The organism is Escherichia sp. E2562, assembly GCF_005781075.1.
Lineage (GTDB): Bacteria > Pseudomonadota > Gammaproteobacteria > Enterobacterales > Enterobacteriaceae > Escherichia.
The window spans coordinates 103883-118456 of the sequence record NZ_VATM01000005.1 but is presented as its reverse complement, the minus strand read 5'-3'; the positions used below and the strand labels follow the sequence as shown (position 1 = coordinate 118456).

At 50.4% G+C, this 14574-nt stretch carries 13 protein-coding genes and 2 pseudogenes; 9 read left to right on the top strand and 6 right to left on the bottom strand.

All coding sequences use genetic code 11. From position 1 onward, the window contains the following. The first annotated feature begins 85 nt into the window (after positions 1–85). Both FEK43_RS09455 and bcp read left to right on the top strand, forming a co-directional pair. A complete protein-coding gene (locus FEK43_RS09455) occupies positions 86–658 on the top strand; it encodes a glycine cleavage system transcriptional repressor (protein ID WP_130207451.1) in 573 nt (190 codons plus the stop codon). Continuing rightward, positions 658–1128, top strand: a complete 471-nt coding sequence (gene bcp / locus FEK43_RS09450) for a thioredoxin-dependent thiol peroxidase (RefSeq protein ID WP_130207453.1) — start codon at positions 658–660, stop codon at positions 1126–1128. The genes FEK43_RS09455 and bcp overlap by 1 nt, the downstream gene beginning before the upstream one ends. Before the next feature lie 108 nt (positions 1129–1236). Here bcp and FEK43_RS09445 read toward each other — a convergent pair whose 3' ends face one another. Then, a complete protein-coding gene (locus FEK43_RS09445; RefSeq protein WP_130207455.1) occupies positions 1237–2298 on the bottom strand; it encodes an AI-2E family transporter in 1062 nt (353 codons plus the stop codon). 212 nt (positions 2299–2510) lie between these two features. Between FEK43_RS09445 and bepA the strand changes: the two genes are divergently transcribed. Both bepA and arsC read left to right on the top strand, forming a co-directional pair. Then, complete coding sequence (bepA, locus tag FEK43_RS09440) at positions 2511–3974, top strand: beta-barrel assembly-enhancing protease (protein ID WP_130260490.1); 1464 nt, start codon at positions 2511–2513, stop codon at positions 3972–3974. Positions 3975–3994: 20 nt separating this feature from the next. Next, the gene (gene arsC / locus FEK43_RS09435) at positions 3995–4354 is read left to right on the top strand and encodes an arsenate reductase (glutaredoxin) (RefSeq protein ID WP_130222014.1); all 360 of its coding nucleotides are present in this window, start codon (positions 3995–3997) and stop codon (positions 4352–4354) included. A 137-nt stretch (positions 4355–4491) separates the two neighbouring features. On the opposite strand, the gene FEK43_RS09430 is transcribed toward arsC, so the two are convergent. From FEK43_RS09430 to upp, 3 genes are all read right to left on the bottom strand, one after another. After that, positions 4492–5193, bottom strand: a complete 702-nt coding sequence (locus FEK43_RS09430; RefSeq protein WP_074399451.1) for a DnaA inactivator Hda — start codon at positions 5191–5193, stop codon at positions 4492–4494. Positions 5194–5288: 95 nt separating this feature from the next. Next, the gene (gene uraA, locus FEK43_RS09425; protein WP_130207461.1) at positions 5289–6578 is read right to left on the bottom strand and encodes a uracil permease; all 1290 of its coding nucleotides are present in this window, start codon (positions 6576–6578) and stop codon (positions 5289–5291) included. A gap of 88 nt (positions 6579–6666) precedes the next feature. Beyond that, positions 6667–7293 carry a uracil phosphoribosyltransferase gene (gene upp / locus FEK43_RS09420; protein WP_130207463.1) on the bottom strand — a complete coding sequence of 209 codons (627 nt, stop codon included), beginning with the start codon at positions 7291–7293 and terminating at the stop codon, positions 6667–6669. A gap of 168 nt (positions 7294–7461) precedes the next feature. On the opposite strand from upp, the gene FEK43_RS09415 reads away from it, so the two are divergent. Continuing rightward, positions 7462–8238, top strand: coding sequence for a hypothetical protein (locus FEK43_RS09415; protein WP_135407530.1), 777 nt, complete (start codon positions 7462–7464; stop codon positions 8236–8238). Between the two features lie 30 nt (positions 8239–8268). Here the strand turns inward: FEK43_RS09415 and FEK43_RS09410 are convergent. Beyond that, positions 8269–8616: pseudogene (locus FEK43_RS09410) on the bottom strand (family 1 glycosylhydrolase); the annotation flags it as partial. Next, positions 8609–8713: pseudogene (locus FEK43_RS23050) on the bottom strand (family 1 glycosylhydrolase); the annotation flags it as partial. The pseudogenes FEK43_RS09410 and FEK43_RS23050, both read right to left, overlap by 8 nt. Before the next feature lie 398 nt (positions 8714–9111). Between FEK43_RS23050 and purM the strand changes: the two are divergent. From purM to ppx, 4 genes are all read left to right on the top strand, one after another. After that, positions 9112–10149: a phosphoribosylformylglycinamidine cyclo-ligase gene (gene purM / locus FEK43_RS09400; protein ID WP_130207469.1), complete on the top strand. Its 1038-nt coding sequence runs from the start codon at positions 9112–9114 to the stop codon at positions 10147–10149. Next, entirely contained in the window at positions 10149–10790 is a 642-nt protein-coding gene (purN, locus tag FEK43_RS09395) for a phosphoribosylglycinamide formyltransferase (RefSeq protein ID WP_135407533.1), read from the top strand. The genes purM and purN overlap by 1 nt, the downstream gene beginning before the upstream one ends. A 172-nt stretch (positions 10791–10962) precedes the next feature. Further along, positions 10963–13029, top strand: a complete 2067-nt coding sequence (gene ppk1 / locus FEK43_RS09390) for a polyphosphate kinase 1 (RefSeq protein WP_130207473.1) — start codon at positions 10963–10965, stop codon at positions 13027–13029. Between the two features lie 3 nt (positions 13030–13032). Further along, a complete protein-coding gene (gene ppx / locus FEK43_RS09385; protein WP_130207475.1) occupies positions 13033–14574 on the top strand; it encodes an exopolyphosphatase in 1542 nt (513 codons plus the stop codon).

Here is a 14574-nt window from a genome sequence, read left to right as displayed (position 1 = left end):
CAAACAGAACCGTTCTGATTGTTGTATGCATGTTTTTTTTATGCTTTCCTTAGGAACATCTCACCCCCTTAAAGGAATAACCAGTTTGACACTGTCATCGCAACATTATCTGGTGATCACTGCGCTGGGTGCCGATCGCCCAGGAATTGTGAATACCATCACCCGTCATGTCAGTAGTTGCGGCTGTAATATCGAAGACAGTCGCCTGGCGATGTTGGGAGAAGAGTTCACGTTTATCATGCTGCTTTCCGGTTCATGGAACGCCATCACCTTGATTGAATCAACGTTACCGTTGAAAGGCGCCGAGCTGGATCTTTTAATCGTGATGAAACGAACGACCGCTCGCCCACGTCCACCTATGCCCGCATCTGTCTGGGTTCAGGTCGATGTGGCGGACTCCCCGCATTTAATTGAGCGCTTCACAGCACTTTTCGACGCGCACCATATGAACATTGCAGAACTGGTGTCACGCACGCAACCTGCTGAAAATGAAAGGGCTGCGCAGCTACATATTCAGATTACCGCCCACAGCCCGGCGTCTGCGGACTCAGCAAATATTGAGCAAGCGTTCAAAGCACTATGTACAGAACTCAATGCGCAAGGCAGTATTAACGTCGTCAACTATTCCCAACATGATGAACAGGATGGAGTTAATTAATGAATCCACTGAAAGCCGGTGACATCGCACCGAAATTTAGCTTGCCGGACCAAGACGGAGAACAAGTTAATTTGACCGACTTCCAGGGACAGCGTGTTCTGGTTTATTTCTACCCGAAAGCCATGACCCCCGGCTGTACCGTACAGGCCTGCGGCTTACGCGATAACATGGAAGAGTTAAAAAAAGCGGGCGTTGATGTGCTCGGTATCAGCACCGATAAACCTGAAAAACTTTCCCGTTTCGCAGATAAAGAACTGCTTAACTTTACGCTTCTGTCCGATGAAGACCACCAGGTATGCGAACAATTCGGCGTCTGGGGCGAGAAGTCTTTCATGGGCAAAACCTACGATGGTATTCACCGTATCAGCTTCCTGATCGATGCCAACGGCAAAATCGAACACGTATTTGACGATTTCAAAACCAGCAATCACCACGACGTAGTGCTTAACTGGCTAAAAGAACACGCCTGATTACTTTGCTCCATTCCGTGCTGGCTGCGCTTGCGGCCAGCACATTTCACATCCGGTGATGTAAATCACGCCCTGCGACACTCGTTTCAAAGCCCTTTTCGCTGAAGATTACTCTTGCGGGATTTGACCATCCGGCCAGGCATGGATTACTGCTTTGATTAGCGTTGCCAGTGGGATAGCGAAGAATACGCCCCAGAATCCCCACAGCCCACCGAAAATCACCACCGATAAAATAATCACCAGCGGATGCAGGTTCACGGCTTCAGAGAACAACACCGGTACGAGTAAGTTACCGTCCAGCGCCTGGATAATCAGATACACCGCGAAGCAGCTCCAGAACTCGGTGCCAGCGCCAAACTGGAATAGCGCCACGCCGACCACCGGAATGGTCACCACAAATGCGCCAATGTACGGAATAAGCACCGAGAAACCAACCAGCACCGCCAGCAGCAGCGAATAGTTCAGCCCGAAGAGTAAGAATCCCAGCCAGGTGGCGATCCCCACCACGATCATCTCCAGTACCTTGCCACGGATGTAGTTGGTGATTTGCTGGTTCATCTCCTTCCACACCTGCCCTGCCAGTCCACGATTGCGCGGCAGCACCCGACGAACGGCATTCAGCATTTGCTCTTTGTCTTTCAGCAGGAAGAAGACCATCAATGGCACCAGCACCAGATAGACGGCAATGGTCAGCAAACCGACCAGCGAGGCGAGGGAGATTTTCACCACTGAATCGCCCATGGTAAGCATCCGGCTACGCATATTCTCAGCCATCGCATCAATAATGCCCGCGTCCATCAACGCCGGATAGCGGCGCGGCAACGTGGCGGCAAAATCAGAAAGCTTATTGAGCATACCCGGCATATCGCGGATTAAATAAATGCCCTGTTGCCAGGCGATAGGCATGACCACAAATGCCATCAGTAGCAGGATGCCAACAAACAGGACCAGCACAATCGACGTCGCCCAACGGCGGGAACAGCCAATAGATTGCAGGCGCACAGTGGGCCATTCCAGCAAATAGGCCAGCACAATAGCCACCAGCAGCGGCGCGAGTAATCCACTAAAGAAAAAGATAATGCCAAAACCGGCAACTAAAATAACCAGCAAGGCAATCGCTTCCGGGTCGCTAAAACGGCGGCGATACCATTGCATCAACATTTCGAGCATAAAGACCTTCCCTGAACCTCAAGAGGGGGATTGCGATCCGCAATTGTATCGAAATGTCACAAAAAAGACTTCGCTTTTTATGACGGATTCAGGAAACTGAAAAGTCATTTGAGTGGGCTAGTCTTCACCGTTACACTCAAAGGCGGCGCGGTGGGAACGATATTTCACAGTATCGGTCAAATGACTATCTCCAGAAATACAGGACAGAGGTTATGTTCAGGCAGTTGAAAAAAAACCTGGTTGCTACCCTCATTGCTGCTGTGACCCTCGGTCAGGTGGCCCCGGCGTTTGCCGATAGCGCAGACACCTTGCCGGATATGGGAACCTCCGCAGGAAGCACGCTTTCCATTGGTCAGGAAATGCAAATGGGCGACTATTATGTTCGCCAGTTACGCGGCAGCGCGCCGTTAATTAATGATCCGCTATTAACGCAATACATTAACTCGCTGGGGATGCGTCTGGTTTCGCATGCCAATTCAGTTAAGACGCCATTCCATTTCTTTCTGATCAATAACGACGAAATTAACGCCTTTGCTTTCTTTGGCGGCAACGTAGTGCTGCATTCTGCCCTGTTCCGTTATTCCGATAACGAAAGCCAACTGGCTTCGGTTATGGCGCATGAAATCTCCCACGTCACCCAGCGCCACCTGGCGCGAGCGATGGAAGATCAGCAACGTAGCGCACCACTCACCTGGGTCGGGGCGTTAGGCTCTATTTTACTGGCGATGGCCAGCCCGCAGGCGGGAATGGCAGCGCTGACCGGTACGCTGGCGGGAACACGCCAGGGGATGATCAGCTTCACCCAGCAAAACGAACAGGAAGCAGACCGCATTGGGATTCAGGTGCTGCAACGCTCGGGGTTCGATCCGCAGGCGATGCCGACCTTCCTCGAAAAATTGCTCGATCAAGCGCGTTACTCTTCGCGTCCGCCGGAAATTTTGCTGACTCACCCGTTGCCGGAAAGCCGTCTGGCTGATGCTCGTAACCGTGCTAATCAGATGCGCCCGATGGTGGTGCAATCGTCAGAAGATTTCTATCTGGCGAAAGCGCGTACTCTAGGGATGTACAATTCCGGACGTAATCAGCTCACCAGCGACTTGCTGGATGAATGGGCGAAAGGCAATGTTCGTCAGCAACGGGCGGCACAGTATGGCCGTGCTTTACAGGCGATGGTAGCCAATAAATTCGATGAAGCACGGAAAACGCTTCAGCCATTATTGGCGGCAGAACCGGCTAACGCATGGTTTCTCGATCTGGCAACCGATATTGACCTTGGGCAACACAAAGCCAATGACGCGATCAATAGGCTGAAAAATGCCCGCGATTTACGCACCAGTCCGGTGTTGCAGCTCAACCTGGCAAACGCGTATCTGCAAGGCGGTCAACCGCAGGAAGCGGCCAATATTCTGAATCGCTATACTTTTAATAATAAAGATGACAGCAATGGCTGGGATTTGCTGGCACAGGCGGAGGCCGCGCTAAATAACCGCGATCAGGAACTGGCTGCGCGAGCAGAAGGTTATGCGCTGGCCGGGCGACTCGACCAGGCCATTTCTCTGTTAAGTAGCGCAAGTTCGCAGGTGAAATTAGGCAGCCTACAACAAGCGCGTTACGATGCGCGCATCGACCAGTTGCGCCAGTTGCAGGAACGCTTTAAGCCTTATACCAAGATGTAATTCGCATTAAAGGAAGAATAATGACCAAACAGGTAAAAATCTACCACAACCCACGCTGCTCAAAGAGCCGTGAAACGCTGAACCTGCTGAAAGAAAATGGTGTGGAGCCGGAAGTGGTGCTCTATCTTGAGACACCCGCCGATGCGGCAACGCTACGTAATTTGCTGAAAATGTTGGGTATGAATAGCGCCCGTGAACTGATGCGCCAGAAAGAGGATCTTTATAAAGAGCTGAATCTTGCAGACAGTTCGCTTAGCGAAGAAGTGCTGATTCAGGCGATGGTGGATAATCCGAAGCTGATGGAACGCCCGATTGTGGTCGTGAATGGCAAAGCGCGTATTGGTCGCCCACCGGAGCAAGTGCTGGAAATCGTGGGTTAAGATGTACCCCTTCGGTAGCTAAGGCATATTGCCGGATGCGACGCTTGCCGCGTCTTATCCGGCCTACAAATACAATGAACTTGATTCGAGTAGGTCAGATAAGGCGCTCGCGCCGCATCCGACAATAAACGTCCTGTCTACAGCTTCAGGATCTCTTTCACAAACGGAATGGTCAACTTACGTTGTGCAGTAATCGATGCGCGATCCAGCTGATCCAACGTCATAAATAACGTGCGCATCTCTCTGTCGAGCCGCTTCAGCAAGAAACGTCCCACATCTTCCGGCAGTTCAAAACCACGCAAACGGGCGCGTAACTGTAAAGCCTGCAATTTGTCTTCATCAGAAAGTGGCTGCAACTTGTAGATCTGCCCCCAGTCGAGACGTGACGCAAGATCCGGTAACCCCAGATTCAACTGACGTGGTGGACGATCGCCAGTGATCAGCAATCGTGTTTTACCTGACTCCAGAATCCGATTGTAGAGATCGAAAATCGCCATCTCCCACAACTCATCGCCAGCAATACACTCAATATTGTCGATGCAAACCAGCGACAGTTGTTCCATACCATCGAGCACTTCCGGAACAAACCAGGTGCGTTTATCCAGCGGGACATAACCTACCGCATCGCCACGCTGCGACAATTCCGCGCAAGCCGCGTGCAGCAGATGGCTGCGCCCCGCGCCTTCGCGTGCCCAGAGATAGATGTAACCGCTATGTTCCTGACGCAGCACGTTTTTCATCGCGGCCAGTAAAGAGGAGTTATCCCCCGGCCAGAAACTTGCAAAGGTTTCGTCGTCAGGAAGATAAAGTGGCAAAGAGAGCTGTGCCGGTGTGTTCAGAGATACCTCAACCAGGGATTTCACAAAATCACGAGAAGTTTACCACAGAATTCCATCATGTTTGAACCGGGCAGCATTACTGCCCGGTCGCTACATTATTTTTCTGTTATATCGGCGTCTTCTGCATCCAACACCACTTCTTCCGGACGGAGCACGCTAATCAATTTAAAGATCAGGCTTAAGCCAATGCCGACGATGGTCGCCAACGCCATACCTTTCAGCTCTGCCGCACCGATGTTTACCTTCGCACCGCTGACACCGATGATCAGGATCACGGAAGTCAGGATCAAGTTCTGTGCTTTGTTGTAGTCCACTTTCGATTCAATAAGTACACGAATACCAGAAGCGCCGATGACACCGTAAAGCAGCAGCGAAACGCCACCCATCACCGGCAGTGGGATCATCTGGATAGCCGCAGCCAGTTTACCAACACAGGAGAGCAGAATGGCGAAGATCGCCGCACCACCGATTACCCAGGTACTGTAGACGCGGGTGATCGCCATAACGCCGATGTTTTCCCCGTAGGTAGTGTTTGGCGTGGAACCAAAGAACCCGGAGATAACGGTCGACAGGCCGTTAGCGAACATGGAACGGTGCAGGCCCGGATCGCGCAGCAGATCTTTTTTCACGATGTTAGCCGTTACCACCAGATGCCCCACGTGTTCGGCAATAACCACCAGCGCCGCAGGCAGAATGGTCAAAATGGCAAACCACTCAAAGCGCGGCGTGTAAAAGGTCGGCAGAGCAAACCAGTGAGCGTTAATAATCGGCGTGGTATCGACAATACCCATTGCGAAGGAGAGCGCGTACCCCACCAACACGCCAATCAAAATCGGGATAATCGCCAGGAAACCGCGGAACAGAACGGAACCTAAAACCGTAACCGCAAGGGTAGTAATGGAGATAATGATGGTTTTGGAATCTGGCATTTGCCCTTCAGTCGGGAGTAAGCCAGCCATGCCAGCGGCCACGCCCGCCAGCTCCAGACCGATGACAGCAACGATTGCCCCCATTGCCGCTGGAGGAAACAGCACATCCAGCCAGCCAGTCCCTGCTTTCTTCACAATAAAAGAAACCAGACAGAACAGCACGCCGCACATAATAAAGCCGCCCAGCGCGACTTCATAACCCAACGGCAACAGCAATAACACCGGAGAAATAAAGGCAAAGCTCGAACCAAGATAAGCCGGGATTTTCCCTTTACAGATGAAGAGATACAGCAGCGTTCCGATACCGTTAAATAACAGTACGGTCGCCGGGTTGATATGAAATAAGACGGGCACCAGGACGGTTGCACCAAACATGGCGAACAAATGTTGTAAACTAAGCGGGATTGTCTGTAAAAGTGGCGGTCTTTCACTCACCCCGATAGCACGGCGCGTCATAGTATTATCCTCTGTATATTATGTGTTATAGGCGCTTTACTCAAAAAAAAGCCGACTCTTAAAGTCGGCTTTAATTATTTTTTATTCGTTATTTCGTACCAAAGATTTTATCACCAGCATCGCCGAGGCCCGGGATAATGTATCCGTGCTCATTCAGCCCCTGGTCAATCGATGCGGTATACAGCTCGACGTCCGGATGCGCTTTTTCCAGCGCAGCGATACCTTCTGGCGCAGCCACCAGCACCAGCACTTTAATGCTGCTGCAGCCCGCTTTTTTCAGCAGGTCGATGGTCGCGATAACGGAACCACCGGTTGCCAGCATTGGGTCAACGATCAGCGCCATACGCTCATCGATGTTAGAAACCAGTTTCTGGAAGTACGGTACCGGCTCCAGTGTTTCTTCATCACGGTACATACCGACTACGCTGATGCGCGCGCTCGGAACGTTTTCCAGAACACCGTCCATCATCCCCAGACCCGCACGCAGAATTGGCACCACGGTAATTTTCTTACCTTTGATCTGGTCAATTTCTACCGGGCCGTTCCAACCTTCGATAGTGACTTTTTCCGTTTCGAGGTCGGCGGTCGCTTCGTAAGTCAGCAGGCTACCCACTTCGGAAGCGAGTTCGCGAAAGCGCTTGGTACTGATATCTTGCTCACGCATCAGTCCCAGCTTGTGTTTGACGAGTGGGTGTTTGACTTCCACGATCTTCATACTCTTTCTCCTTTGAGGGCAGCCACAAAAAAAATCGACGGATTATACCGCCATTCTTTTCATCGACAACATTTTTTTACTTGATGCTGATCAAGCATAGGCGGGGTTGCCAGGAATAGAGTAGCAAATCTCAGTACTCATCAGCTTTTGCGCCAGGATGCGCGAGACATGAAAAAACGGAAAAGTAAAAAAGAGCAAGCGTGGGCGGAAGCCTCTGCTTTTGAGAAGGTGTTATACCGGAGCTATCAGGCAGCTTTTGTGATTTTTAGCCTGTGGACTGGCTGGGTGGTTTATGATGAAGTGCAGATGCGGCAAGACTCAGTTGCGACGATGGCGATGATTTACAACGTGCGTTTCATCTCACCGGAAGAAGCTGCAAGTAAAGGCTTATGTAAACTACGTGGCCGGAACGCGGATTGCGATTTTCGATACACCTTCACCGTTGAATTTCAGGCGAGTGGACGCAAAAGAACGGCAGAATTTACTGATACATCCTGGAATCCCGGCAACAGAAAGTCTGTCTGTATCAATTATGTGAAAAGCGACCCCGAAATTGTAAAATTTTGCCACGCCTTCTGGTTCAAACTTCACAAAGGCTATTTTGGATTCCCCTTTGGCTTCTGGTCATTGACCATAATGGGTGCATTAGGCATCGCTGTAACCATTGCCGCTGAAAAAGTAAAACAGCGATTTCGGCGAGCATCTCAACCGCCACCAAAACAGCAGTGGTATCGGATTAGCGACAGGCAAACCGGACAGCTACTGTTGGAAACAAATAATAAAAAAGAGGTCAATATTCTGCTGAATCAAAAGAAAATAACCGCCATCAGAGGCGGGGGAAACAGCGAGATTGTGACGATCAACGGCAGGAAAATAGCGCGTTCCTGGGTTATTTACGAGGTGATTGAACGCAATTCCAGGCGCACGAAGAAAAAAGCATCCTAACGCGGCCAGCTTTCGCTGGTCGTTCCATGATTACAGCTTCTCGCCGTTAGAGACGATCACCTCTTTATACCAGTTGAACGATTTTTTACGGCTGCGTGCTAGCGTGCCGTTACCTTCGTTATCTTTATCAACGTAAATAAAGCCGTAGCGTTTTTTCATCTCGTTAATATGGGCTGCGAGATAATCAATACGGTACTGGTCGTTCACCGTACCGTCGCTTTCCTGCACGTCGATCGAGCCAAAACCGTTCTCTACGATAAACAGCTGTAGCTGATAGTGGTCACAGAACCAGTTCAGCGAATAGCGCAGCCCTACCGGGTCAATCTGCCATCCCCAATAGAATTTATGCACGTATGGGTTAGAAACCAGGCTGGTTGTTTATCTCGTTAAAGGTCATCCAGTACTTCACTGGATGCTGATAATGGGTGAAGACAACCTGGGCAAAGCGCACGAAGAAGTCGATGAGTTTACGGTTACGCCTGCCGTCATTACATCAGCCACGTTTTCATAGCAAAGTTATCGAAGCGACGGATAGCGCCGCCCATTTTTAGCGCGGTGCCGCCAATATCAAATGCTGCAATGCCCATCGTTCTCATCCTTCCCGAATGGTAAAACGACACGCTGACTTCTCGTTTCCGCAAAAACAGAAACCGATTTCAGTTGCACCATGTGCATTCAACGCAACTGATGCAAGGACAAAAATGTACCCGGTTTCATTTTCGTGAATAGTATCAAAGTTGACCGCGTTCTCAGGCCGAACGGCAAAAATCCACCCCCTAAAAAATGGATGCACAATGGGCTCGCAAACGTTTGCTTAGGCTGTTAGAATTGCGCCGATTTTTCTTGCTAACGCAAACGCGTGGAGACTTAGCAGTGACCGACAAAACCTCTCTCAGCTATAAAGATGCCGGTGTTGATATTGACGCAGGAAACGCTCTGGTTGACCGAATCAAGGGGACTGTGAAGAAAACCCGTCGCCCGGAAGTGATGGGGGGATTGGGTGGATTCGGCGCATTGTGCGCGCTGCCGCAAAAATATCGAGAACCCGTACTGGTTTCCGGCACTGACGGTGTAGGCACCAAGCTACGTCTGGCGATGGACTTAAAACGTCACGACACCATTGGTATTGATCTGGTCGCCATGTGCGTTAATGACCTGGTGGTGCAAGGCGCGGAACCGCTGTTTTTCCTCGACTATTACGCAACCGGAAAACTGGATGTTGATACCGCTTCAGCGGTGATTAGCGGCATCGCGGAAGGTTGTCTGCAATCGGGCTGTTCGCTGGTGGGTGGCGAAACGGCAGAAATGCCGGGGATGTATCACGGCGAAGATTACGATGTCGCTGGTTTCTGTGTTGGGGTGGTAGAAAAATCAGAAATCATCGACGGTTCTAAAGTTAGCGACGGCGATGTGCTCATTGCGCTCGGCTCCAGCGGCCCGCACTCGAACGGTTACTCGCTGGTACGCAAAATTCTCGAAGTCAGCGGTTGCGACCCGCAAACTACAGAGCTGGACGGAAAACCTTTAGCCGATCATCTGCTGGCGCCAACCCGTATTTATGTGAAGTCAGTGCTGGAATTGATTGAAAAGGTTGATGTTCACGCCATTGCGCACCTGACCGGCGGCGGTTTCTGGGAAAACATTCCTCGCGTATTACCAGAAAACACTCAGGCAGTGATTGATGAATCCTCCTGGCAGTGGCCGGAAGTGTTCAACTGGCTGCAAACGGCAGGTAACGTCAGCCGCCATGAAATGTATCGTACCTTCAACTGCGGCGTCGGGATGGTTATCGCCCTGCCTGCTCCGGAAGTGGACAAAGCTCTCGCCCTGCTCAATGCCAACGGTGAAAACGCGTGGAAAATCGGTATCATCAAAGCTTCTGATTCCGAACAACGCGTGGTTATCGAATAATGAATATTGTGGTGCTTATTTCCGGCAACGGAAGTAATTTGCAGGCAATTATTGATGCCTGTAAAACCAACAAAATTAAAGGCACCCTACGGGCAGTTTTCAGCAATAAGGCCGACGCGTTCGGCCTTGAGCGCGCCCGCAAAGCAGGTATCGCAACGCATACGCTAATTGCCAGCCAATTTGACAGTCGGGAAGACTATGATCGGGAGTTGATGCACGAAATCGACATGTACGCCCCCGATGTAGTAGTTCTGGCCGGTTTTATGCGCATTCTCAGCCCAGCGTTTGTTTCCCACTACGCCGGACGTTTGCTAAACATTCACCCTTCCCTGCTACCGAAATATCCCGGTTTGCATACCCATCGTCAGGCGCTGGAAAATGGCGATGAAGAACACGGTACATCAGTGCATTTCGTCACCGATGAGCTGGACGGCGGCCCGGTGATTTTGCAGGCTAAAGTTCCGGTTTTTGCCGGTGATACGGAAGATGAAATCACCGCTCGCGTGCAAACTCAGGAACATGCTATTTACCCGCTGGTCATTAGCTGGTTTGTTGATGGTCGTCTGAAGATGCATGAAAACGCCGCGTGGCTGGATGGTCAGCGTCTCCCACCGCAGGGCTACGCCGCCGACGACGAGTAATCTTCCGCATATTTAAAGCGCCAGCGCTACTGCTGGCGCTTCTCATTTCTCCTGTAAATCGCAGGCTTCAGCAGTTTTTTTCCCCCTTTTCTGGCATAGTTGGACATCTGCCAACATTGCTCGCCATAATATCCAGGCAGTGTCCCGTGAATAAAACGGAGTAAAAGTGGTAATGGGTCAGGAAAAGCTATACATCGAGAAAGAGCTCAGTTGGTTATCGTTCAATGAACGCGTGCTTCAGGAAGCGGCGGACAAATCTAACCCGCTGATTGAAAGGATGCGTTTTCTTGGGATCTATTCCAATAACCTTGATGAGTTCTATAAAGTTCGCTTCGCTGAACTGAAGCGACGGATCATTATTAGCGAAGAACAAGGTTCTAACTCTCATTCCCGCCATTTGCTGGGCAAAATTCAATCCCGCGTGCTGAAAGCCGATCAGGAATTCGACGGCCTTTACAATGAACTGTTACTGGAGATGGCGCGTAACCAGATTTTCCTGATTAATGAACGCCAACTCTCTGTTAATCAACAAAACTGGCTGCGTCATTATTTTAAGCAGTATCTGCGTCAGCACATTACGCCGATTTTAATCAATCCCGACACTGACTTAGTGCAGTTCCTGAAAGATGATTATACCTATCTGGCAGTGGAGATTATTCGTGGCGATACCATCCGTTACGCGCTTCTGGAGATCCCATCGGATAAAGTTCCGCGCTTTGTGAATTTGCCGCCGGAAGCACCACGTCGACGCAAGCCAATGATTTTGCTGGATAATATTCTGCGTTACTGCCTTGATGATATCTTCAAAGGCTTCTTTGATTATGACGCGCTGAATGCCTATTCGATGAAGATGACCCGCGACGCCGAATACGATTTAGTACACGAGATGGAAGCCAGCCTGATGGAGCTGATGTCTTCCAGTCTGAAACAGCGTTTAACCGCAGAGCCAGTACGTTTTGTTTATCAGCGTGATATGCCTAACGCGCTGGTTGAAGTGTTGCGTGAGAAACTGACTATTTCCCGTTACGACTCTATCGTCCCTGGCGGTCGTTACCACAATTTTAAAGACTTTATTAATTTCCCTAATGTCGGCAAAGCGAATCTGGTTAACAAACCACTGCCGCGTTTACGCCATATCTGGTTTGATAAAGCCCAGTTCCGCAACGGTTTTGATGCCATTCGCGAACGCGATGTTCTGCTCTATTACCCTTATCACACCTTTGAGCACGTACTAGAACTGTTGCGTCAGGCTTCGTTCGATCCGAGCGTGCTGGCGATTAAAATCAACATTTACCGTGTGGCAAAAGATTCACGCATCATCGACTCGATGATCCACGCAGCGCACAACGGCAAGAAAGTGACCGTGGTGGTTGAACTACAGGCACGTTTTGACGAAGAAGCTAACATTCATTGGGCGAAGCGACTAACCGAAGCTGGCGTGCACGTTATCTTCTCTGCGCCGGGGCTGAAAATTCACGCCAAACTGTTCCTGATTTCACGTAAAGAAAACGGTGAAGTCGTCCGTTACGCGCATATCGGGACCGGGAACTTTAACGAAAAAACCGCACGTCTTTATACCGACTATTCGCTGCTGACCGCCGATGCGCGCATCACCAACGAAGTGCGGCGGGTGTTCAACTTTATTGAAAACCCATACCGTCCGGTGACATTTGATTATTTAATGGTGTCGCCGCAAAACTCCCGCCGTCTGTTGTATGAAATGGTGGATCGCGAGATCGCCAACGCACAACAAGGGCTGCCCAGCGGTATTACTCTGAAACTGAATAACCTGGTCGATAAAGGACTGGTCGATCGTCTGTATGCGGCATCCAGTTCCGGCGTGCCGGTAAATCTGCTGGTACGCGGGATGTGTTCGTTGATCCCCAATCTGGAAGGCATTAGCGACAATATTCGTGCTATCAGCATTGTTGACCGTTACCTTGAACATGATCGGGTATATATTTTTGAAAATGGTGGCGATAAAAAAGTTTACCTCTCTTCCGCCGACTGGATGACGCGCAACATTGATTATCGTATTGAAGTGGCAACGCCGCTGCTCGACCCGCGCCTGAAGCAGCGGGTACTGGATATCGTAGATATTCTGTTCAGCGATACGGTGAAAGCACGTTATATCGATAAAGAACTCAGTAATCGCTACGTTCCCCGCGGTAATCGCCGGAAAGTTCGGGCGCAGTTGGCGATCTACGACTACATAAAATCACTCGAACAACCAGAATAACCTATGCCAATACACGACAAATCCCCTCGCCCGCAGGAGTTTGCTGCGGTCGATCTTGGTTCAAACAGTTTCCACATGGTTATTGCCCGTGTGGTGGATGGCGCCATGCAGATTATTGGCCGCCTGAAACAACGGGTACACCTGGCAGATGGTCTGGGGCCAGATAATATGTTGAGTGAGGAGGCGATGACGCGCGGTTTAAGCTGTCTGTCGCTGTTTGCCGAGCGCTTGCAAGGTTTCTCTCCCTCTAGTGTCTGCATTGTCGGGACACATACACTGCGTCAGGCGCTGAACGCTACTGATTTTCTGAAACGCGCCGAAAAGGTTATTCCCTATCCGATTGAAATTATTTCCGGCAACGAAGAGGCTCGTCTGATTTTTATGGGTGTGGAACATACCCAGCCGGAAAAAGGTCGCAAACTGGTTATTGATATTGGCGGCGGCTCAACGGAGCTGGTAATTGGAGAAAATTTCGAACCGATTCTCGTCGAAAGCCGCCGGATGGGTTGCGTTAGCTTTGCCCAGCTTTATTTTCCGGGCGGGGTCATCAATAAAGAGAATTTTCAGCGCGCACGCATGGCGGCTGCACAAAAACTGGAAACATTAACCTGGCAATTCCGTATTCAGGGCTGGAACGTTGCTATGGGGGCTTCCGGCACCATTAAAGCCGCCCACGAAGTGTTGCTGGAAATGGGCGAGAAAGACGGCATCATCACACCAGAGCGCCTCGATAAACTGGTGAAAGAGGTTTTACGGCATCGTAACTTCTCGGCGTTAAGTTTGCCGGGTCTTTCGGAAGAACGTAAAACAGTTTTTGTTCCTGGTCTGGCTATTTTGTGTGGTGTATTTGATGCCTTAGCTATTCGTGAACTGCGGCTTTCTGACGGGGCGCTGCGTGAAGGCGTTTTGTATGAAATGGAAGGACGTTTCCGCCATCAGGATGTGCGTAGCCGCACCGCCAGCAGTCTGGCCAACCAGTATCACATTGACAGTGAACAGGCCCGACGGGTGCTCGACACAACTATGCAAATGTACGAACAATGGCGGGAACAGCAACCGAAGCTGGCTCATCCACAACTGGAAGCATTACTGCGCTGGGCCGCCATGCTGCATGAGGTCGGATTAAGCATTAATCATAGCGGCCTTCATCGCCATTCGGCGTATATCCTGCAAAACAGCGACTTGCCAGGGTTTAATCAGGAACAACAACTGATGATGGCGACGCTGGTGCGTTATCATCGTAAAGCGATTAAGCTCGACGATTTGCCACGCTTTACGCTGTTTAAGAAAAAACAGTTCCTGCCGTTAATTCAACTGTTGCGTCTTGGCGTATTACTTAACAATCAACGTCAGGCAACCACAACACCGCCGACATTGACTCTGATTACTGATGATAGCCACTGGACGTTACGTTTTCCGCATGACTGGTTTAGCCAGAACGCGCTGGTATTGCTTGATCTGGAAAAGGAGCAAGAATACTGGGAAGGCGTGAGTGGCTGGCGGTTAAAAATTGAAGAAGAAAGCACGCCGGAAATCGCGGCTTAA

Excerpts from the sequence above, each read along its gene's own strand:
- bepA (WP_130260490.1), top strand. The coding sequence starts at position 2,511 with ATGTTCAGGCAGTTGAAAAAAAACCTGGTTGCTACCCTCATTGCTGCT.
- uraA (WP_130207461.1), bottom strand. The coding sequence starts at position 6,578 with ATGACGCGCCGTGCTATCGGGGTGAGTGAAAGACCGCCACTTTTACAG.
- arsC (WP_130222014.1), top strand. The coding sequence starts at position 3,995 with ATGACCAAACAGGTAAAAATCTACCACAACCCACGCTGCTCAAAGAGC.
- upp (WP_130207463.1), bottom strand. The coding sequence starts at position 7,293 with ATGAAGATCGTGGAAGTCAAACACCCACTCGTCAAACACAAGCTGGGA.
- purN (WP_135407533.1), top strand. The coding sequence starts at position 10,149 with ATGAATATTGTGGTGCTTATTTCCGGCAACGGAAGTAATTTGCAGGCA.
- FEK43_RS09445 (WP_130207455.1), bottom strand. The coding sequence starts at position 2,298 with ATGCTCGAAATGTTGATGCAATGGTATCGCCGCCGTTTTAGCGACCCG.
- ppx (WP_130207475.1), top strand. The coding sequence starts at position 13,033 with ATGCCAATACACGACAAATCCCCTCGCCCGCAGGAGTTTGCTGCGGTC.
- bcp (WP_130207453.1), top strand. The coding sequence starts at position 658 with ATGAATCCACTGAAAGCCGGTGACATCGCACCGAAATTTAGCTTGCCG.
- ppk1 (WP_130207473.1), top strand. The coding sequence starts at position 10,963 with ATGGGTCAGGAAAAGCTATACATCGAGAAAGAGCTCAGTTGGTTATCG.
- FEK43_RS09415 (WP_135407530.1), top strand. The coding sequence starts at position 7,462 with ATGAAAAAACGGAAAAGTAAAAAAGAGCAAGCGTGGGCGGAAGCCTCT.